Origin of the sequence: Flavobacterium sp. HJJ, from assembly GCF_015351475.1 — a bacterium.
GTDB classification, from domain to species: domain Bacteria; phylum Bacteroidota; class Bacteroidia; order Flavobacteriales; family Flavobacteriaceae; genus Flavobacterium; species Flavobacterium marginilacus.
Map to the genome: position 1 here is coordinate 16,523 of NZ_JADKPR010000027.1, position 15,992 is coordinate 32,514.

Annotated in this window: 17 protein-coding genes; 9 read left to right on the forward strand and 8 right to left on the reverse strand. The window is 34.5% G+C overall.

Going from position 1 to position 15,992, the window contains the following annotated elements:
- Window positions 1-64: 64 nt before the first annotated feature.
- The 8 genes from IRZ80_RS17600 to tgt all read right to left on the reverse strand — a co-directional run bounded on the left by IRZ80_RS17600 (window position 65) and on the right by tgt (window position 9,147).
- Complete coding sequence (locus tag IRZ80_RS17600) at window positions 65-1,324, reverse strand: asparagine synthetase B (RefSeq protein WP_194643206.1); 1,260 nt, start codon at window positions 1,322-1,324, stop codon at window positions 65-67.
- An 88-nt stretch (window positions 1,325-1,412) separates the two neighbouring features.
- Window positions 1,413-2,078 carry a response regulator transcription factor gene (locus tag IRZ80_RS17605; protein ID WP_194643098.1) on the reverse strand — a complete coding sequence of 222 codons (666 nt, stop codon included), beginning with the start codon at window positions 2,076-2,078 and terminating at the stop codon, window positions 1,413-1,415.
- Window positions 2,079-2,081: 3 nt separating this feature from the next.
- Entirely contained in the window at window positions 2,082-2,753 is a 672-nt protein-coding gene (locus tag IRZ80_RS17610) for a sensor histidine kinase (RefSeq protein ID WP_194643099.1), read from the reverse strand.
- A 457-nt stretch (window positions 2,754-3,210) separates the two neighbouring features.
- Window positions 3,211-4,758 carry a replicative DNA helicase gene (dnaB, locus tag IRZ80_RS17615; protein ID WP_194643101.1) on the reverse strand — a complete coding sequence of 516 codons (1,548 nt, stop codon included), beginning with the start codon at window positions 4,756-4,758 and terminating at the stop codon, window positions 3,211-3,213.
- 140 nt (window positions 4,759-4,898) lie between these two features.
- A complete protein-coding gene (locus IRZ80_RS17620) occupies window positions 4,899-5,852 on the reverse strand; it encodes an acetyl-CoA carboxylase carboxyltransferase subunit alpha (RefSeq protein ID WP_194643104.1) in 954 nt (317 codons plus the stop codon).
- Window positions 5,853-5,986: 134 nt separating this feature from the next.
- Entirely contained in the window at window positions 5,987-6,868 is an 882-nt protein-coding gene (locus IRZ80_RS17625; RefSeq protein ID WP_194643106.1) for a DMT family transporter, read from the reverse strand.
- Window positions 6,855-7,943 (reverse strand): LptF/LptG family permease, encoded by a 1,089-nt coding sequence (locus tag IRZ80_RS17630; RefSeq protein WP_194643108.1) that lies wholly within the window; start codon window positions 7,941-7,943, stop codon window positions 6,855-6,857. Before IRZ80_RS17630 ends, IRZ80_RS17625 begins: the two co-directional genes overlap by 14 nt.
- Before the next feature lie 73 nt (window positions 7,944-8,016).
- Window positions 8,017-9,147 carry a tRNA guanosine(34) transglycosylase Tgt gene (gene tgt / locus IRZ80_RS17635; protein WP_194643110.1) on the reverse strand — a complete coding sequence of 377 codons (1,131 nt, stop codon included), beginning with the start codon at window positions 9,145-9,147 and terminating at the stop codon, window positions 8,017-8,019.
- 777 nt (window positions 9,148-9,924) lie between these two features.
- On the opposite strand from tgt, the gene IRZ80_RS17640 reads away from it, so the two are divergent.
- The 9 genes from IRZ80_RS17640 to IRZ80_RS17680 all read left to right on the forward strand — a co-directional run bounded on the left by IRZ80_RS17640 (window position 9,925) and on the right by IRZ80_RS17680 (window position 15,908).
- Window positions 9,925-10,425: a hypothetical protein gene (locus IRZ80_RS17640; RefSeq protein WP_194643112.1), complete on the forward strand. Its 501-nt coding sequence runs from the start codon at window positions 9,925-9,927 to the stop codon at window positions 10,423-10,425.
- Between the two features lie 396 nt (window positions 10,426-10,821).
- Window positions 10,822-11,184 carry a hypothetical protein gene (locus IRZ80_RS17645; protein ID WP_194643114.1) on the forward strand — a complete coding sequence of 121 codons (363 nt, stop codon included), beginning with the start codon at window positions 10,822-10,824 and terminating at the stop codon, window positions 11,182-11,184.
- Window positions 11,185-11,334: 150 nt separating this feature from the next.
- Window positions 11,335-12,147: a hypothetical protein gene (locus IRZ80_RS17650; RefSeq protein WP_194643117.1), complete on the forward strand. Its 813-nt coding sequence runs from the start codon at window positions 11,335-11,337 to the stop codon at window positions 12,145-12,147.
- Window positions 12,148-12,335: 188 nt separating this feature from the next.
- Window positions 12,336-13,076 (forward strand): DUF4304 domain-containing protein, encoded by a 741-nt coding sequence (locus IRZ80_RS17655; protein WP_194643119.1) that lies wholly within the window; start codon window positions 12,336-12,338, stop codon window positions 13,074-13,076.
- A gap of 169 nt (window positions 13,077-13,245) precedes the next feature.
- Window positions 13,246-13,800: a hypothetical protein gene (locus tag IRZ80_RS17660; protein ID WP_194643121.1), complete on the forward strand. Its 555-nt coding sequence runs from the start codon at window positions 13,246-13,248 to the stop codon at window positions 13,798-13,800.
- A gap of 273 nt (window positions 13,801-14,073) precedes the next feature.
- Window positions 14,074-14,502 (forward strand): DUF5713 family protein, encoded by a 429-nt coding sequence (locus IRZ80_RS17665; RefSeq protein WP_228520946.1) that lies wholly within the window; start codon window positions 14,074-14,076, stop codon window positions 14,500-14,502.
- Window positions 14,503-14,669: 167 nt separating this feature from the next.
- The gene (locus tag IRZ80_RS17670; protein WP_194643133.1) at window positions 14,670-15,086 is read left to right on the forward strand and encodes a hypothetical protein; all 417 of its coding nucleotides are present in this window, start codon (window positions 14,670-14,672) and stop codon (window positions 15,084-15,086) included.
- 218 nt (window positions 15,087-15,304) lie between these two features.
- On the forward strand, window positions 15,305-15,583 hold the full coding sequence (locus IRZ80_RS17675; protein ID WP_194643135.1) for a rhodanese-like domain-containing protein: 279 nt from the start codon (window positions 15,305-15,307) through the stop codon (window positions 15,581-15,583).
- A gap of 10 nt (window positions 15,584-15,593) precedes the next feature.
- Window positions 15,594-15,908, forward strand: a complete 315-nt coding sequence (locus IRZ80_RS17680) for a rhodanese-like domain-containing protein (RefSeq protein WP_194643137.1) — start codon at window positions 15,594-15,596, stop codon at window positions 15,906-15,908.
- Window positions 15,909-15,992: the final 84 nt, after the last annotated feature.

A 15,992-nucleotide genomic window follows, 5' to 3' on the forward strand; every position in this document is an offset into this window, starting at 1 on the left:
ATAAATTACCGCAAATTCGCAAATTATTTTTATTTCACTAAGGACTAACCACTAAGAACTCAAACTACGTCTTCTGTTTTTTCTTTCGAGCGGCAGGGAACAAAACGTTATTTAAAATTAATCGGTAGCCAGGAGAATTGGGATGCAGATCTAAAACTGTCGCAGGATCGCCCACTTGGTGCTGAAAATCTTCGGGATCATGACCTCCATAAAAAGTAAACATGCCTTTTCCTTTTTCACCATGAATATATCTGGCCTCCCCATTGAGTTCGCAGGTTCCCATTACCAGAACATTTGATTTTACAAATTCAGAATCAAAAGCTGTGGTCTGCCCCATAAATCCTTTGATTAACTGCGTATGATTTTGGCACAGCATGCTTGGAATAAAATCCCATTTGGCAGAATATTCCATCAACGTAAAATAGTCTTTATCCATTGGTATTCTCCTTTTCTGCGTCATATCAATATCTGAGAACTCATATTGTTCCGGTCTTCGCTCCAGCGTAAAATTTTTGAAGGCAAAAGTACTTCCATAATTCAGCTTGGACTGATAATTAGCCTCACTCGGATCTCCGTCAAACATTGATTCGCAGATATCAACTCCATCTGCTGCCAAAGCAATATCAAAACTATCAGTTGCCGAACACATTGCAAACATAAAACCGCCACCGATTACAAAATCCCTAATTTTTTTGGCAACAGCGCCTTTCTCCTGAGACACTTTTTCGTAACCTAATTTTTTTGCCAGATCTTCGGCATCTCTTTTTTGATTAATGTACCAGGGAATATTTTTATATGCTCCATAAAATTTTCCATATTGCCCTGTAAAATCTTCGTGATGCAGATGCAGCCAGTCATAAAGCAATAATTGGTCACTCAGCACCTCTTCATCATAAATAGGTGTAAAAGGAATTTCGGCATAAGTCAAAACCAGTGTTACTGCATCATCCCAAGGCTGTTTCCCTTTTGGCGTATAAACCGCAATTTTGGGCGCTTTTTCCAGAATAACAGTTTCCATGTTTTGAGAAGGACTGGAAATTTCATTCAGGATTGAGGCTTGCTCTCCATCTGAAAGCACTTCGAAACTTACACCGCGAATCTGGCATTCTTTTCTAATTTCCTCGGCATCGGGCAATAAAAAAGAGCCTCCTCGATAGTTTAACAGCCAGCTGGCTTTATAATTTTTGGCCAGACACCAATAAGTAATTCCGTAAGCTTTGAGGTGATTCTGCTGCGTAGTTTCATCCATTGGCAGCAAAATATAAGAAGCTCTCGAGGATACCGCTATTAGAAAAATAAATATAAAAGAAAATATTCTGCGCATCATTTTAAAACGATTTTAAAGCAAAGATAACTGTAAGCAGTTAAAGTATACTTTTAAATCATACAAAATATTTTTTGGCATGATTCTATTAAATATCCAAAGAAACCAAATTATGCTGTATCGCAAAAACAACCAATCCTGCAATATTTTTGGACTCCGTTTTTAGTAACAGATTATTTCTGTGGCCTTCGACAGTTCTTGGACTTATGAATAATTTTTCGCCAATTTCTACTGTACTTTTTTGCTTGCAGATGAGCTGTAAAACTTCGAGCTCCCGGGAAGTTATAAAATTGGTGTCAAAACTACACTTCGATTTTTTATTGGAAATAATATCTTTCTGGATAATATTCATTACGTAATCCGAATAATAAAATCCCTTTCCTGCCACTTCATTGATGGTTGCAAATAATTCCTGCGGCGTTGAATTTTTAACTAAGTAAGAAACTGCTCCTACATCAACCATATTGGCTATAAATGATTTCGAATCATAACTGGTTAATGCAATAATTTTTATATCTGGAAAATCTTTTCGGATAATCTTAGTGGCTTCAATTCCATTAAGCAACGGCATTTTTAAATCCATGATTATAATATCAGGCTTTGGATTACCGCTCTTTAAAAAATCCATCAATTCGAGACCGTTTGAAGCTTCAAAAAGGACCTCTATATTTTTTTCTCCGCTCAGTAAAAACGAAATACCTTTTCGAAAAAGCACTTCATCATCAACAAGAATTATTTTTATAGTTTTATTCATAATTTAAAAATTAAAAATAACCGAAATCCCTTTATTCAGCTGTGATTCAATCTTGAGATTTCCCTCAAGAACTGCTACTCTGCCTGCTACATTTTTCATTCCTAAACCTTTGTGATTCTTCAGCTCACTCAAATCAAAACCAACTCCGTTATCTGAATAGCTGCACGTTTTTATTCCATCTGTTTCATTAAAAGAAATAAAAATTGCTTTTGCTTTTCCATGCTGTATTGAATTAGCAAGAAGCTCCTGTAAAATTCTAAAAACATGAATGTGTTTTTCATTATCTATAAAATCAAACTTTACATTATTTACATATTCTATATCAACATCAGCGGCATCTGCTAATTCAGAACATAATTCTTCAATTCCTGCATGAAGCCCAAATTTTTCTAAAACCGGCGGAAGCAGGCTGTAAGTCATTTTTTTTGAACTCGTTAATGCTTTTGAAGTATATTCAATAATATTTTTGGTAATCTCTTCAATGTCCTTTTGAGATAAATTTGGAATTTTTAATAAATGACAATTTAGAGAAATCACATTTAGCTTTGACCCTAAATCATCATGCAGACCTTGTGCAATCCGTTTTCTGTCCATCTCTAATGAACGAACGGCAGCCGATAACTGATTTTTACATTGAGAAATGTTCAAATTTTGAAATACCATTCTTTTTCTCATATTTGTTTAGATTTAACTAATAAATAATTACTCTTCCTTACAGCGGTTTGGCTTAATAAATAAGAATATACTGCCTGCATAACAGCTGATTCAGCTTGCTATTTTCAAATGTCAATCAAATTTATATCAAAATTAGTAATTTTCCTAATAAATAATTTTAAAAACACAGTTATTTATTAACCAACTAACTTACAAACAGTTATTTAAAAAAAATATCCATAAATTTTATAATTCTCAAATGTGTAAATAATACACTATTGATTTATAAAATTAAATTCAGCATATAAGTCAGCACATTAAAAAAACGTTAAGCTTAGGAACTATTTTTATAAGAAATCATTACCTGTTTATACATTTTGAAACATTTTACTGCCGATAGACAGGCAAAAAAAAAATCAGCTGTAAATTAATTTACAGCTGATTACTCAATTTTTGAAAATGAAGCTTATGTTACATTTTAAAAAGGAACATCGCCATCATCATCGTCATCATTATTAAAATTACTTCCAAAAGCATCATTTGCCGAAGGAAGGTTTCTAGTGATAAACGAACTGTCGTCATGGTTCATACTCGAAGGCAAATCGTCATAACCGGAACTATAATCTTCTAAATTATCGAAACGCCCTAAATGACCAATAAATTTCAAACGAACATTTTCGATACCGCCATTTCTATGTTTGGCAATCATAATTTCACCTTGACCGGCAGTTGAAGATGCTTCTTCATCATCCCATTCATCGATTTTATAATATTCAGGACGGTATAAAAAGGAAACGATATCCGCATCCTGCTCGATCGCTCCAGATTCACGAAGGTCGGAAAGTAACGGTCTTTTACTCGATCCACGTGTCTCAACCGCACGCGATAGCTGCGAAAGTGCAATTACAGGAACATTTAACTCCTTTGCCAGCGCTTTTAAATTTCGGGAAATAGTCGAAATCTCCTGTTCACGGTTTCCTCCCCCTTTGGAATTTCCACCGGCAGTCATTAACTGCAGATAATCAATAATAATGATTTTTATACCATGCTGAGACACTAAACGTCTTGCTTTAGCCCTTAAATCGAAAATAGATAAGGAAGGTGTATCATCAATAAAAAGAGGTGCTTTTTCTAAATTTTTCACTTTGGTACTCAATTGTTCCCACTCGTGTTTTTCAAGTTTTCCGGTACGCAGCTTCTCAGAAGACAATCCGGTTTCTGAGGAAATCAGCCTGGTGATCAGCTGTACCGACGCCATCTCCAGCGAAAATAAAGCTACTGGATGCCCAAAATCTATCGCTATATTTCTGGCCATAGACAAAATAAAGGCCGTTTTTCCCATCGCTGGTCTCGCAGCAATAATAATTAAATCACTTGGCTGCCAGCCCGAAGTAAGCTTATCTAATTTATGAAAACCAGTCGCTACACCGCTCAATCCTTCTTGACCAGCAATTTCTTCAATACGTTTTTTGGCTTGTAATACTAAACTTTGAGCCGTTTCGGAACTACGTTTTATATTTCCTTGTGTAACTTCGTAAAGTTTGGATTCGGCTTGATCCAATAAATCAAACACATCGGCCGTTTCATCATAAGAAGCCTCAATAATTTCAGATGAAATTCGAATCAGACTTCGTTGAATAAACTTTTGAAGAATAATTCTGGAGTGAAATTCAATATGCGCTGATGACGAAATCTTTTGTGTAAGCTGAATCAGATAGAAATCGCCTCCGGCTAAATCTAACTTCGCATTTTTTCTAAGCTGAGCAGATACAGTCAGCAAATCGATTGGCTGCGTATCATTAAACAATTGAACAATAGCTTCAAAAATATATTTGTGAGCATCTTTGTAAAACGCATCTGCCTGCAGAATATCAATTACATCATCAACTCCTTTTTTGTCAATCATCATAGCGCCAAGCACAGCCTCTTCCAAATCTAATGCCTGCGGTGGTAATTTTCCTTTTTCTAAGTTTATAATTGTTGTTTTGTCCACTTTTACTGGACTCATATTTTTGAAATTTTCCATGTAGCGAAAGTAACTAAAATTAAAAAAAAATCACAATTGAGTTATTACAGCTTATTGTTTATAAAAACTCACATTTTGTTTATAACCAAAAAAAAATCCGAAACTATAAGGCTTCGGATTAAGATCTTAAAAATGGTGATTTACTCTTTAAACTCGCCCATTTTACAGTATTTCTCCATTCTTTGAGCTATTAAATCTTCTGTTGATAAGTCTTTCAATTCGTTATACCCTTTCATGATGTACTGCTCTACTGTAGTGAAAGTAGTTTCTCTGTCATAATGAGCTCCACCTAAAGGTTCTGGAATGATATCGTCAACTAATTTTTGTTTTTTCATATCTGCTGAAGTCAATTTTAAAGCTTCTGCAGCCTGCTCTTTATAATCCCAGCTTTTCCATAAAATGGACGAACAGGATTCTGGCGAAATAACAGAATACCAAGTGTTTTCCAGCATATAAACCCGGTCTCCAACACCAATACCTAACGCACCTCCAGAAGCACCTTCACCTACGATAATCGTTATAACCGGAACTTTTAAAAGCACCATTTCAAAAATATTTCTTGCAATGGCTTCTCCCTGTCCGCGTTCTTCGGCTTCCAGGCCAGGATAAGCACCAGGAGTATCGATCAAAGTTACAACAGGAATACCAAACTTCTCAGCCATTTTCATCAAACGCAAAGCTTTTCTGTACCCTTCAGGGTTAGCCATACCAAAATTTCTATATTGGCGGGTCTTTGTGTTGAAACCTTTTTGCTGTCCAATAATCATAAACGACTGTCCGCCTATTTTACCTAAACCGCCAATCATCGCTTTATCATCTTTAAAACCTCTGTCTCCATGAAGCTCTAAAAAAGTGTCTCCGCAAAGCCCTTTAATATGATCCAGCGTATAAGGACGGCTTGGGTGCCGCGATAATTGCACACGTTGCCAAGCTGTTAGATTTTTATAAATCTGTTTTTTTGTTTCCTCTAATTTTTTATTGATCTGTTTGCAGGTATTAGTAACATCGACATCCGATTCTAAACCGATAACGACACATTTGTCTAACTGCTCTTCAAGTTCTTTTATAGGAAGCTCAAAATCTAAATATTCCATAGGATTTCTGAGTATTTATTATTGTTTTTATTTTTTTGATTTGGAACTGCAAATATAAAATTTAATATCATTATACACTTATTTTTTTGACCAAGTAGAAAAAATAGGTTTTACGACAATAAAAAATCTTACAATCAATCTTCTTTTCTATAATGTTTTATGACTCCGTTCAAAAGCACCGTAATTACAATTACAACTGCTCCAATATAAAATTCTGTACTCATTTTTTCTTTTCCTCCAATGATAAAATAAGCCAGCACAATACCGTAAACCGGCTCTAAATTAGTGGTTAACATAACTGTATAAGGCGTCAATCTGCGCATAACCCTTATCGAAGCCGTAAAGGCGTAAGCAGTACAGACCGATGCTAAAACCAATATCAGAATCCAGTTTTTGGCAGACAGCATAAAAAAATCTGCCGTAAAAGAACCTCGAAATAAAAAATAAATCGAGATAAAAATAAATCCGGCCAAAAACTCATAAAAGGAAATCAGCGACGGATCGTGATCCACAATAAGTTTCCCGTTCATCAAAGTAAATACTACTCCCAGCAGAATAGAAACTAATGCCAGCAGCATTCCGTTCAAATAATTAATTTCTACCTTCATAATCATTCCTAGACCAGCAATAATGATTAATCCAAAAAACACTTCATACCAGAGTACTTTCCTCCCATAAAACAAGGGTTCCAGTAAGGATGCAAAAAATGCTCCTAATGAAAAAACCGACAGCGTAATGGATACTGTAGAGATTTTTATTGCTTCAAAAAAGAAAATCCAGTGCAGGGCAATTAAAAGCCCTACAAAAGTGAACCTGCTTAAAACTTTAAGTGTGACTTTAAATGATTTTTTCTTTAAGCCAAGAAAAAAAGCTAGAAAAACAGCAGCAAAAAACATTCTGTACCAAACCAAAAAATCGGACTGAATGGTTATTAATGCTCCTAAAATTGCTGTAAACCCCCAAATAAAAACAATTAAATGCAGATTTAAGTAGCTCTTTAAATTATCGTTTTGCATTCCGTAGTAAATAAACAGCTAATATTCCAAAAACTATATTAGGCAGCCAAACCGCTATGAATGGCGAAAAACTTGATTTCTCTGCCAATACACCAAATATTTTATCTAAAAAGACAAATGAAAAGGCTACTGCAATTCCTATTGCCAAGTTGACTCCCATACCGCCTCTGCGCTTCATTGAAGATACCGAAACGGCTATAATGGTCAATATAAATGCCGAAACCGGCACACTGTATTTTTTATACAAAACAACCAGATAAACGTTGATATTAGAAGAACCGCGTTTTTTTTCTTTATCAATAAACGCATTCAGTTCTCCTAAACTTAAAGTCTCTGCAATATAAACCACTGGTGCCAAATCCTCAAGGTCAAAACTGAATTTCATCTTCTTTTCAGGCGCTTTTTCGATCACGTCATTTTCAGAACCAAGAGTTCTTTTGGTATAATCAAATAATGAATAATTCTTTTCTTTTGGATTCCACTGGATTCTGCTGGCCGTAATTTTATATTCTAATTTTTCTTTTTTAAATCGTTCCAACGAAAAATTATAAGCCGTTTTAGACTCATTATTAAAGCTGTTTACATAGATGAAATCATTATCGCTGATTTGTCTGTAAACATCGGTATTATCACCCCGCATGAGCTGTTTCCCGTCACTCCTCAGGTAAGTATACCTGAAATTATTGTAGCCTTCACTCGATACAGGAATAACCCAAAAACCCATCAGCAGAACGATAATGGATATAATAGAAGCACCTATAATATAAGGCCGCATAAATCGCGTAAATGAAATTCCCGAACTCAAAATAGCAATAATTTCAGTATCATTTGCCAGCTTAGAAGTAAACCAGATAACAGATATAAACAAGAATATCGGAAAGAGGTTATTCATAAAGTAAATAGTAAAATGATAGTAATAAATGGCGATTTTTAAAACCGGCACTTGATTCTCAATCATTTTATTGATTTTCTCCGATACGTCTATAATTACTCCAATAGGAGCAAACAGCAGAAGCATAACCGCAAAAGTGGCTAAATATCTTTTTAAAATGTATTTGTCAATTATTGTTAACATAAAAGTTTAATTGTGAAATCGTTAATTCGATTATTCGGTTAAACAAATAAACGATTAACCGATTAAACCCAAATTATAATCGTTGAGCCATATTTTTAACCATCATCTCTTTCCATGGTCTAAAATCACCTGCTAGGATATGTTTTCTAGCCTCGCGGACTAACCACATATAAAAACCTAGATTGTGTATCGTAGCAATTTGTTTTCCCAAATATTCATTAGCGGCAAACAAATGGCGCAAATAGGCCTTAGAATATTCCGTATCCACAAATGTATGCCCCATTTCATCTATCGGAGAGAAATCGGCTTCCCACTTTTTGTTTTTGATATTGATTGTTCCGTTGGCAGTAAAAAGCATTCCGTTACGGGCATTACGAGTAGGCATCACGCAGTCGAACATATCAATTCCAAGTGCGATATTTTCCAAAATATTAATCGGAGTTCCAACACCCATCAAATAACGAGGTTTCTCTTCGGGAAGAATTTCACAGACTACTTCAGTCATTGCATACATTTCTTCAGCAGGTTCTCCTACCGAAAGTCCGCCGATTGCATTTCCCTGCTGACCCGAATTAGCAATATATTCTGCTGACTGACGGCGCAGATCTTTATAAGTACTTCCCTGTACAATTGGGAAAAAAGTCTGCTCATAACCATACTTAAACGGCAGTTTCTCCAAATGATTGATACAGCGGTCCAGCCAGCGGTGCGTCATGTGCATCGAGCGCTGTGCATAGCGGTAATCACAGGGATAAGGCGTACACTCATCAAAAGCCATGATAATATCGGCTCCAATGGTACGCTGGATTTCCATCACATTCTCTGGCGTAAAAAAATGATACGAACCATCAATATGCGATTTAAACTTTACTCCTTCTTCCTTAATTTTTCGGTTAGCCGACAGTGAATACACTTGATATCCTCCAGAATCGGTCAGAATATTGCGGTCCCAGTTCATGAATTTATGCAGTCCTCCTGCTTTTTCAAGAATTTCAGTCTGCGGACGCAGGTATAAATGATAGGTATTCCCAAGAATAATATCCGGGTTTATTTCTTCTCTCAGTTCCCTTTGGTGCACCCCTTTTACCGAAGCAGCTGTCCCAACAGGCATAAAAATAGGTGTTTCAATCACACCATGATCTGTAGTAATACTTCCCGCACGGGCTTTAGACTGCGGATCAGTTTTTAGTAAATCAAACTTCATATAGACTTTTTATCAGGGCGCAAAGATAGGTTAATTTAAAACCCGCATCAAAAAAATATTTTTCTGCAAATGAATGAAAAACGGCTCCATAAATTCCAAAAAACTATCTCTAAAATCATGCGGGCGTCATTAAGTTATGAGAAATCCAGAGGATTTCAACGTTTATAGAAATCAAAAACATACGTTACAACAACCCCGGCGGGCTTGTACGATACCGAGAAACATTCGATTCCTCTGGAGTCATTGTCAAAATCGAATATTATTTATATGACTGTCCGCAAATAATATCGTGTATTTTTTTAGCAACTGATTACACAGATTAACACAGATTTCATTACTGTTTTTTTTTTAAAATCTGTGAGAATCTGTTTAATCTGTGGCAAAAAAACATTTAGTATGCTTTGCGGATAGTCATAAATAGTTATAGACTATCAGTGACTAATACCCAATCGATAAAATTGGCCACAGATTTCTAAAAAATGCATGTAAAATCTGTGAGAATCTGTGTAATCTGTGGCAAAAAAACATTTAGTATGCTTTGGCGGATAGTTATATAAAAAAAATCAAGCATGAAACTCTTAACTTAATGAGATTGGCTCCTATCCCCTCACAACCCACAGCCACAGCAAAAACCATTTTACACATAAATATGACAGTACTTTCTGAGATTTTTAACAAAAAACATTAAAAACAGTAAGAAAAACATTATTTTACTTACAGCCAATTATTTAGATTTGTTTTGTAGTCTGTTACTACACAAACCAAAAAAAACTATATATGGCAAATTTGCAGAACAATCGGGTAAACGTGACCGCAACGGCGGCACAAGTAGCAGCAGTCAAAGCTGCGTTTCAAACTATTTTGACCAATCTCCCTTTCCTTACAGGCTTGACCGCCGACGAAAGAAAGACATTAAACACCATCGATGTCAACAACAAAGCCTTTACCGAGGATGCCATCAATGCCGGCGTAAACAACGCGGCACTGGTACCGCCCTATATATCGGTAGCCAATATGAAAAACGATCTCACGCTTTTTACCCAGCTGGACGAACTCTCTGGCATAGCCAACCAGATATGTGAGCAAATTGAAGACACCAAAATGCTGGCGGGCAGCGAAGCCTATGCTTCGGCTCTGGCACTATACAAAACCTTTGGCGCAGCCGCCGATGCGGGAGTACCAGGTGCCGACAGTATTGTAGACCAGCTCAAAAAACGTTTTGCCAGCAATACCGGCAATGCCGTAACCACAGCACCAGTGGCACCGCCTATGCCCTAATGCGTTTTGTTCTCACAATAAATACGTACTGCCTCTTTATATCCAAAAGGGGCATTTTTTTGCACCAAACACCTGCAGCAACCTGCCCCATAATAGTCATAATTTATAAAAAACAGGTGTTAAACCATAATAGTAGAGGTGTTAAACCATAACAGTACAGGTGTTTAACACCTCTATTATTGGTGTTAAGCACCAATAAAACAGGTGTTAAAAGCCAATAGAGCAGGTATTTTTCACCAATAGAATTGGTTATTAAAGCCAATAGAATAGGTGATTTACACTAATAGTATTGGTGCTTAACCCTAATAGTAAAGGTATTTATAACCAATAGTATTAGTGATTAACACCTGTTTTACCACCATTAAAAGAAATTCAATAACGATAAAGACAGAAAAAATGACAACCAATAACCGCAAATACAAGAAAGATCTCGGGGAAACCTATCCCTCAATTGGTAATTTTATTCATTACCACATTCTCCAGAACAAAATCAAGAAAGCCGATGTAGCTCGTGCGTTAGAGATACTGCCAACCGGATTGAACGATTATTACAAAAGAGACTCCCTGCAGTTTGCCATTTTATGGAAACTGAGCATAATCATGAAACACAATTTTATTGCCCAATTGGGCGAATACCTGCCCTATCGTTTTGAAACCAAACTTGAAAAAAGCCTGAAAGAGGAACTGGCTCAGAAAGACGCTCTGATCCAGAGGATGGAAATCCAGCTCGAAGCGTTTAGGGAAATGAATCGTAAATAAGTAAATACTGTAAGAAAAAAACCAGCTAACAACAAAATTTTAATATATTTGGAAAAAGCTAAGAAAAGCCAAACATTCGCCAATCTACCCAAAAAGGGGTGTATATACGAAGGTTTGTTTCGCTTATATAGTAGTTAGGCACAATTATAAATGACGATACTTCAAGAAAAATTCGACAGTTTAAAATATTGGCATCCGACAATCAAGAAACAGTTTGTCAGACTGTTAGTTAACGAACTTATTAATGCTAAATATTTGAATTCGGACATAGAATTGACAGCAAACAAAAATGATTTCTTAAATAGCTTTTTGCCCATTTACTTTGACATAGTTGACCAAAAATTCAATTCAGTTGTAAAGACGGAAATACTTTTTAATGAATTTTGTAAAAAGTCTGTAGAGCTTAAAAACTTTCTAACCACAGTATTTGAAACTGTATTTCTTAAACTTGACAATTTAAATATCAGTTGGGACAATGAACAAGATATTGAACCAATAGAGAGGTATATCTTAGTTCAAGATAAAATTCCCTTTCATAATCCCACTACTATAGAATTTCTGAAGAGGGAAAAATATGAAAAACATTCTGACACAGAATTTGAAAAATTAAAGCAAGAATACACTAATCTTGTAAAGGAAAAAGACAACGAAAAACTTTTATCTGTTGGAATAAGTTACTGTTACGGGAATATAGTCCTTCCTAAAACTTATGACATCATATTCGACATAAGAGACTTGACGAGATATTGGGAACAGAAAACTGTTATTAAGTATGCCTTTAATTATAGAAATTATTTTCACACAGACTTATGGAGAGGGCATCATTCACATTGTTTAATTGAAGTAATTGGTGAGATACCAGAAATATTTAATGAACTGCCTAATAATGACGGAGGTCAGACTTTACATAAAGGGATTGGACTTTGTACTAAATTTGATTGGCAATACATTAAGGAAAAATAACTGTGCCTAACATCGGTTTGGCAATATGGCGGCTGAAGTGCTTCTATGAAACATTTATGCAAGGTTCAACTGTAGTAATTCTATTGAACTTTTGTGCTAAGAATCCGCCACATCGCCAAGCCGAAAATCGTTAGCGGAAATCTCTCGAAAAACGATAGAATTTAAGAATTTATGCAAATAATGATGATATGAAGAAAAGAATTTTGCCAATCCGATTTTGGAACAATAACGAATTAACCGAAAAAGAAAGAAGCGAATATAAAAACACTTCAAATCAAATATCAGGAATTGAATTTATCGAAATTTTAAAAAATAATTTTACTCCGTTTTTAAAAGAACTTGGTTTTAAAGGTTCTAAAAATAATTTTTACAAGAAAAATAGTCCTTGGATTTATGTCGTAAACATTCATAAGGATAAATATGGAGGAGAATTAACAATTAATGTTGGTATCCACCTAGATTTTATCGAGAATGCTTTAGACGCATTACCAATTCCTAGTAAATTTGATATTACTGATTGTATAATTGATAAAAATTTATCTTTAGAAAATAACAATTCGTGGCTTGTTTATGGAAAGAATAGTATTGAAGCAATAGAAACTGTTGAATATATGAAAGAATTGGTATTTGAACAGGGAATTCCATTTATTCAAAAATTCAACAATTATCCAAAACCTTTTAATGATATTACAATTGAAGAAATAAAAACAGGGAGTAAAAAATATTTAGAATACGGAATAAATGAAAAATTAATAACGTGGGTTCACTTTATCATTTTTTTAGCAAAAGTCAGTAACAATAGTGGAAATAAAGAAAAAGCTATCGAATTATTAAACTTAGCAAAAAGTAAAGAAATTGACCGATTTTCCGGAACTCTTAATTCTCCACTAATACCGAGAATTGAATTGCTAATAAGAGACTTCCGCTAACACTTGCTACAAGAGATTTGGGCAATTGGCTTAATTTAAAAATGGTCTTGTATTTGGAATGTGTAGGCAAATCCGAAAATAAGGCTTAATTTAACCCCAAACCTCTTGTAGCAAGGGGACGTTGGTTAGAATTTTACCACTGAAAACCGAAAAAATAGAGATATCATAAATGAAAAAAGTATTTAAAATTATAGGAATTTATCTGCTTATAATTGTATTAAGTGAAAGTTGTTCTCCACAACATTATTTAATTTCAGATATTGAATTTTATGGAGCTTCAATTGATGTGAGAAATAAAGAAAGAGAATATAATACTTTCACAGAAACAAACATATTAAAAAATGAAATAATTTTTATAATTGGGTATAAAACCAAGTTTATTGCAAATTTAGATTTAGGATTATCTGCAAAATGTTATGCTTTCAAAAGAGGAAGAATTAATGATAATTCTTTATTGGAAAATACATATTCCTTGAAATTTAATCATCCTTTTAAATATAAAAATGTAACCATAAGTGCAAATCAAAATTTACTTGAAATTGAGGAAATAAAAAATCAAATAGAAATATATGATATTTTTTACGATGAAAAAATATTAGAGTTTAGCCCAAAACTAAAAAGTGAGAGTGTATTTACGCCAGAAAACTATGAAGTTACATTTAGTTGTAGAACTTCAGACAATAAACTCTTTGAAAAAAAGATAACTGTAAAAATTGAAAATTAAAAAAACTACCGCCAATCGAGTAGACGGCTCCGCCTCTAAAGGGACGGAGTACGCCTCTCACACCACCGAGCGTAAAGATCACGTAATCAGCGGTTCGCAAATCATCATCCAAAAGCTCTTTACACCTTTTGGGCTATCCATAATTTACTTTAAGATTAGGCTAAGTAAACTTTCCTAATCCAATTTCTTGGAGATTTAGGTAAATTCGAAAATAAGGCTTAATTTAACCCCAAACCCACTGTAATAAAAAACATTAGCACTAATTTTATAAAGATGAAAAAGCATATTATTGTAATAATTTCTCTGATTTTGTTTTCTTGTAATGGTCAGCAAGTGAAAAATGAAATCACAATTGTAAAACAAGAAAATTTAAAAAATGAGAAAATGAAAAATTATGCTTATTTAAAAGATATGTATGCTGATTCATATTTTCCAAAATTTCTCGTTGACAAAGTGAAAACAATTCTTATTCAACTATGCAGTGATATTGAAAGAACATCACCGAAAAATCTTGAAGAACTTTATAAGTTAACGCATGAAGCCACTACAAAAATAAATGATTTACAAAACGAATTCTTTGAACACAACAGCGAAATTGAAACTGGAGCTAGAGAATCGATTGGTACAGACTTTGACTTTATAGCTAAAGCATATGGATTCAATGCTGATGTAGAAGAACTGATTGCTCCTAGAGAATGGTAAAGAACTAGTGGTAACAGCTACAATGGATTTAGGCATTTGGCTTAATTTGAAAATAATCTTGTATTTGGAATATTTTGGCAAATCCGAAAACAAGGCTTAATTTAACCCCCAAATCTCTTGCTGAAAAGGAAAGCTGGAGGTAATAATAGAAATGACAAATCGTACCTATGAGAAACCTTTTGATATTCACATTTTTTTTAATTAGTTTAATAACTCATTCACAAGAAAACATCACAAAAAAAGATTCATTGGTTTGGAGTAAAAGCAAAACGTGTGAAGATGGAGAGAAAGATGCAGAAAAGGATTTTAATAATAGAATTTATAATTCTTATTCATACGGATTACTTGTAAGTGTAGTACCAAAAAAATCAGAAATAGGATTTGATGTATTTTATAAAGATTATTTACGTAAAAAATATTCTATAAATTTAGAGCATAGAGGTTGTATAATTACATATTATTCAAGTTGTTATTCCGAAACTATGGACAAACTTATAAATGAAAAATTTGGAAAAAGTATCTTTAAACGAGCGAGAAAAGAAGCTAAAAAATTATTTAAGAAAGAAAAAATAAATACTATATAGCCAACACTTGCTGCAATAGATTTGGCTTGTTGCTGCTAAAATTATACTCGCAAAGTCTTCTGGCTTTGCGTTTTTTTTGACTATAAACCAATAAAAGCCGAAACTCTTTTATAAACCGATCAGCTGCAATAAAATCATTATGTAACAAAAGTTACTGTTCAGCTGCAGCTTCTATTGTAATTTTGCAGTGTAAAACAATACACTTTAAGACAGGCACTATGACTTTAGAGAACATTATAAAAGAAAAAAAAGGCAGCATTGTAGATGTACGCACTCGTCAGGAATACAGTGGCGGTCACGCTGCCGGCTCAATTAACATTCCACTGAATGAAATTCAAGACCGATTGGAAGAAATACAAAACTTAGAATCACCGCTAATACTCTGCTGTGCCTCGGGAAACCGCAGCGGGCAGGCACAGCATTATCTTTCACAAAAAGGAATCGACTGTTACAATGGCGGTTCATGGTTAGATGTCAATTATTATCAATCCAAATAGTATCCAAAAAATGATTAAAATACTTCAAAAATTATTCGGTTTCGGCACTACTGCAGACTTTGCCGAACTTGTAAAAAAAGGTGCAGTTATCCTTGACGTAAGAAGCAAAAGCGAATTTGCATCAGGCCACATCAAAGGCGCTGTAAACATCCCGGTCGACGTTTTAAAGAACAGTTTATCACAATTAAAAGACAAAAACAAAACCATTATTACCTGCTGTGCTTCGGGCATGCGGAGTGCTTCGGCAAAAAACATCCTGAAGGCTCATGGCTACACCGATGTGCATAACGGCGGCGGATGGAGCAGCCTTAGACATAAAATATAAACAAAACTGGAAATAATTTACCTCTAAATTTCTTGGATAAGTCCGCATGAGGGATAGGAATAAGCTGCCGAAGCAGCATGGATA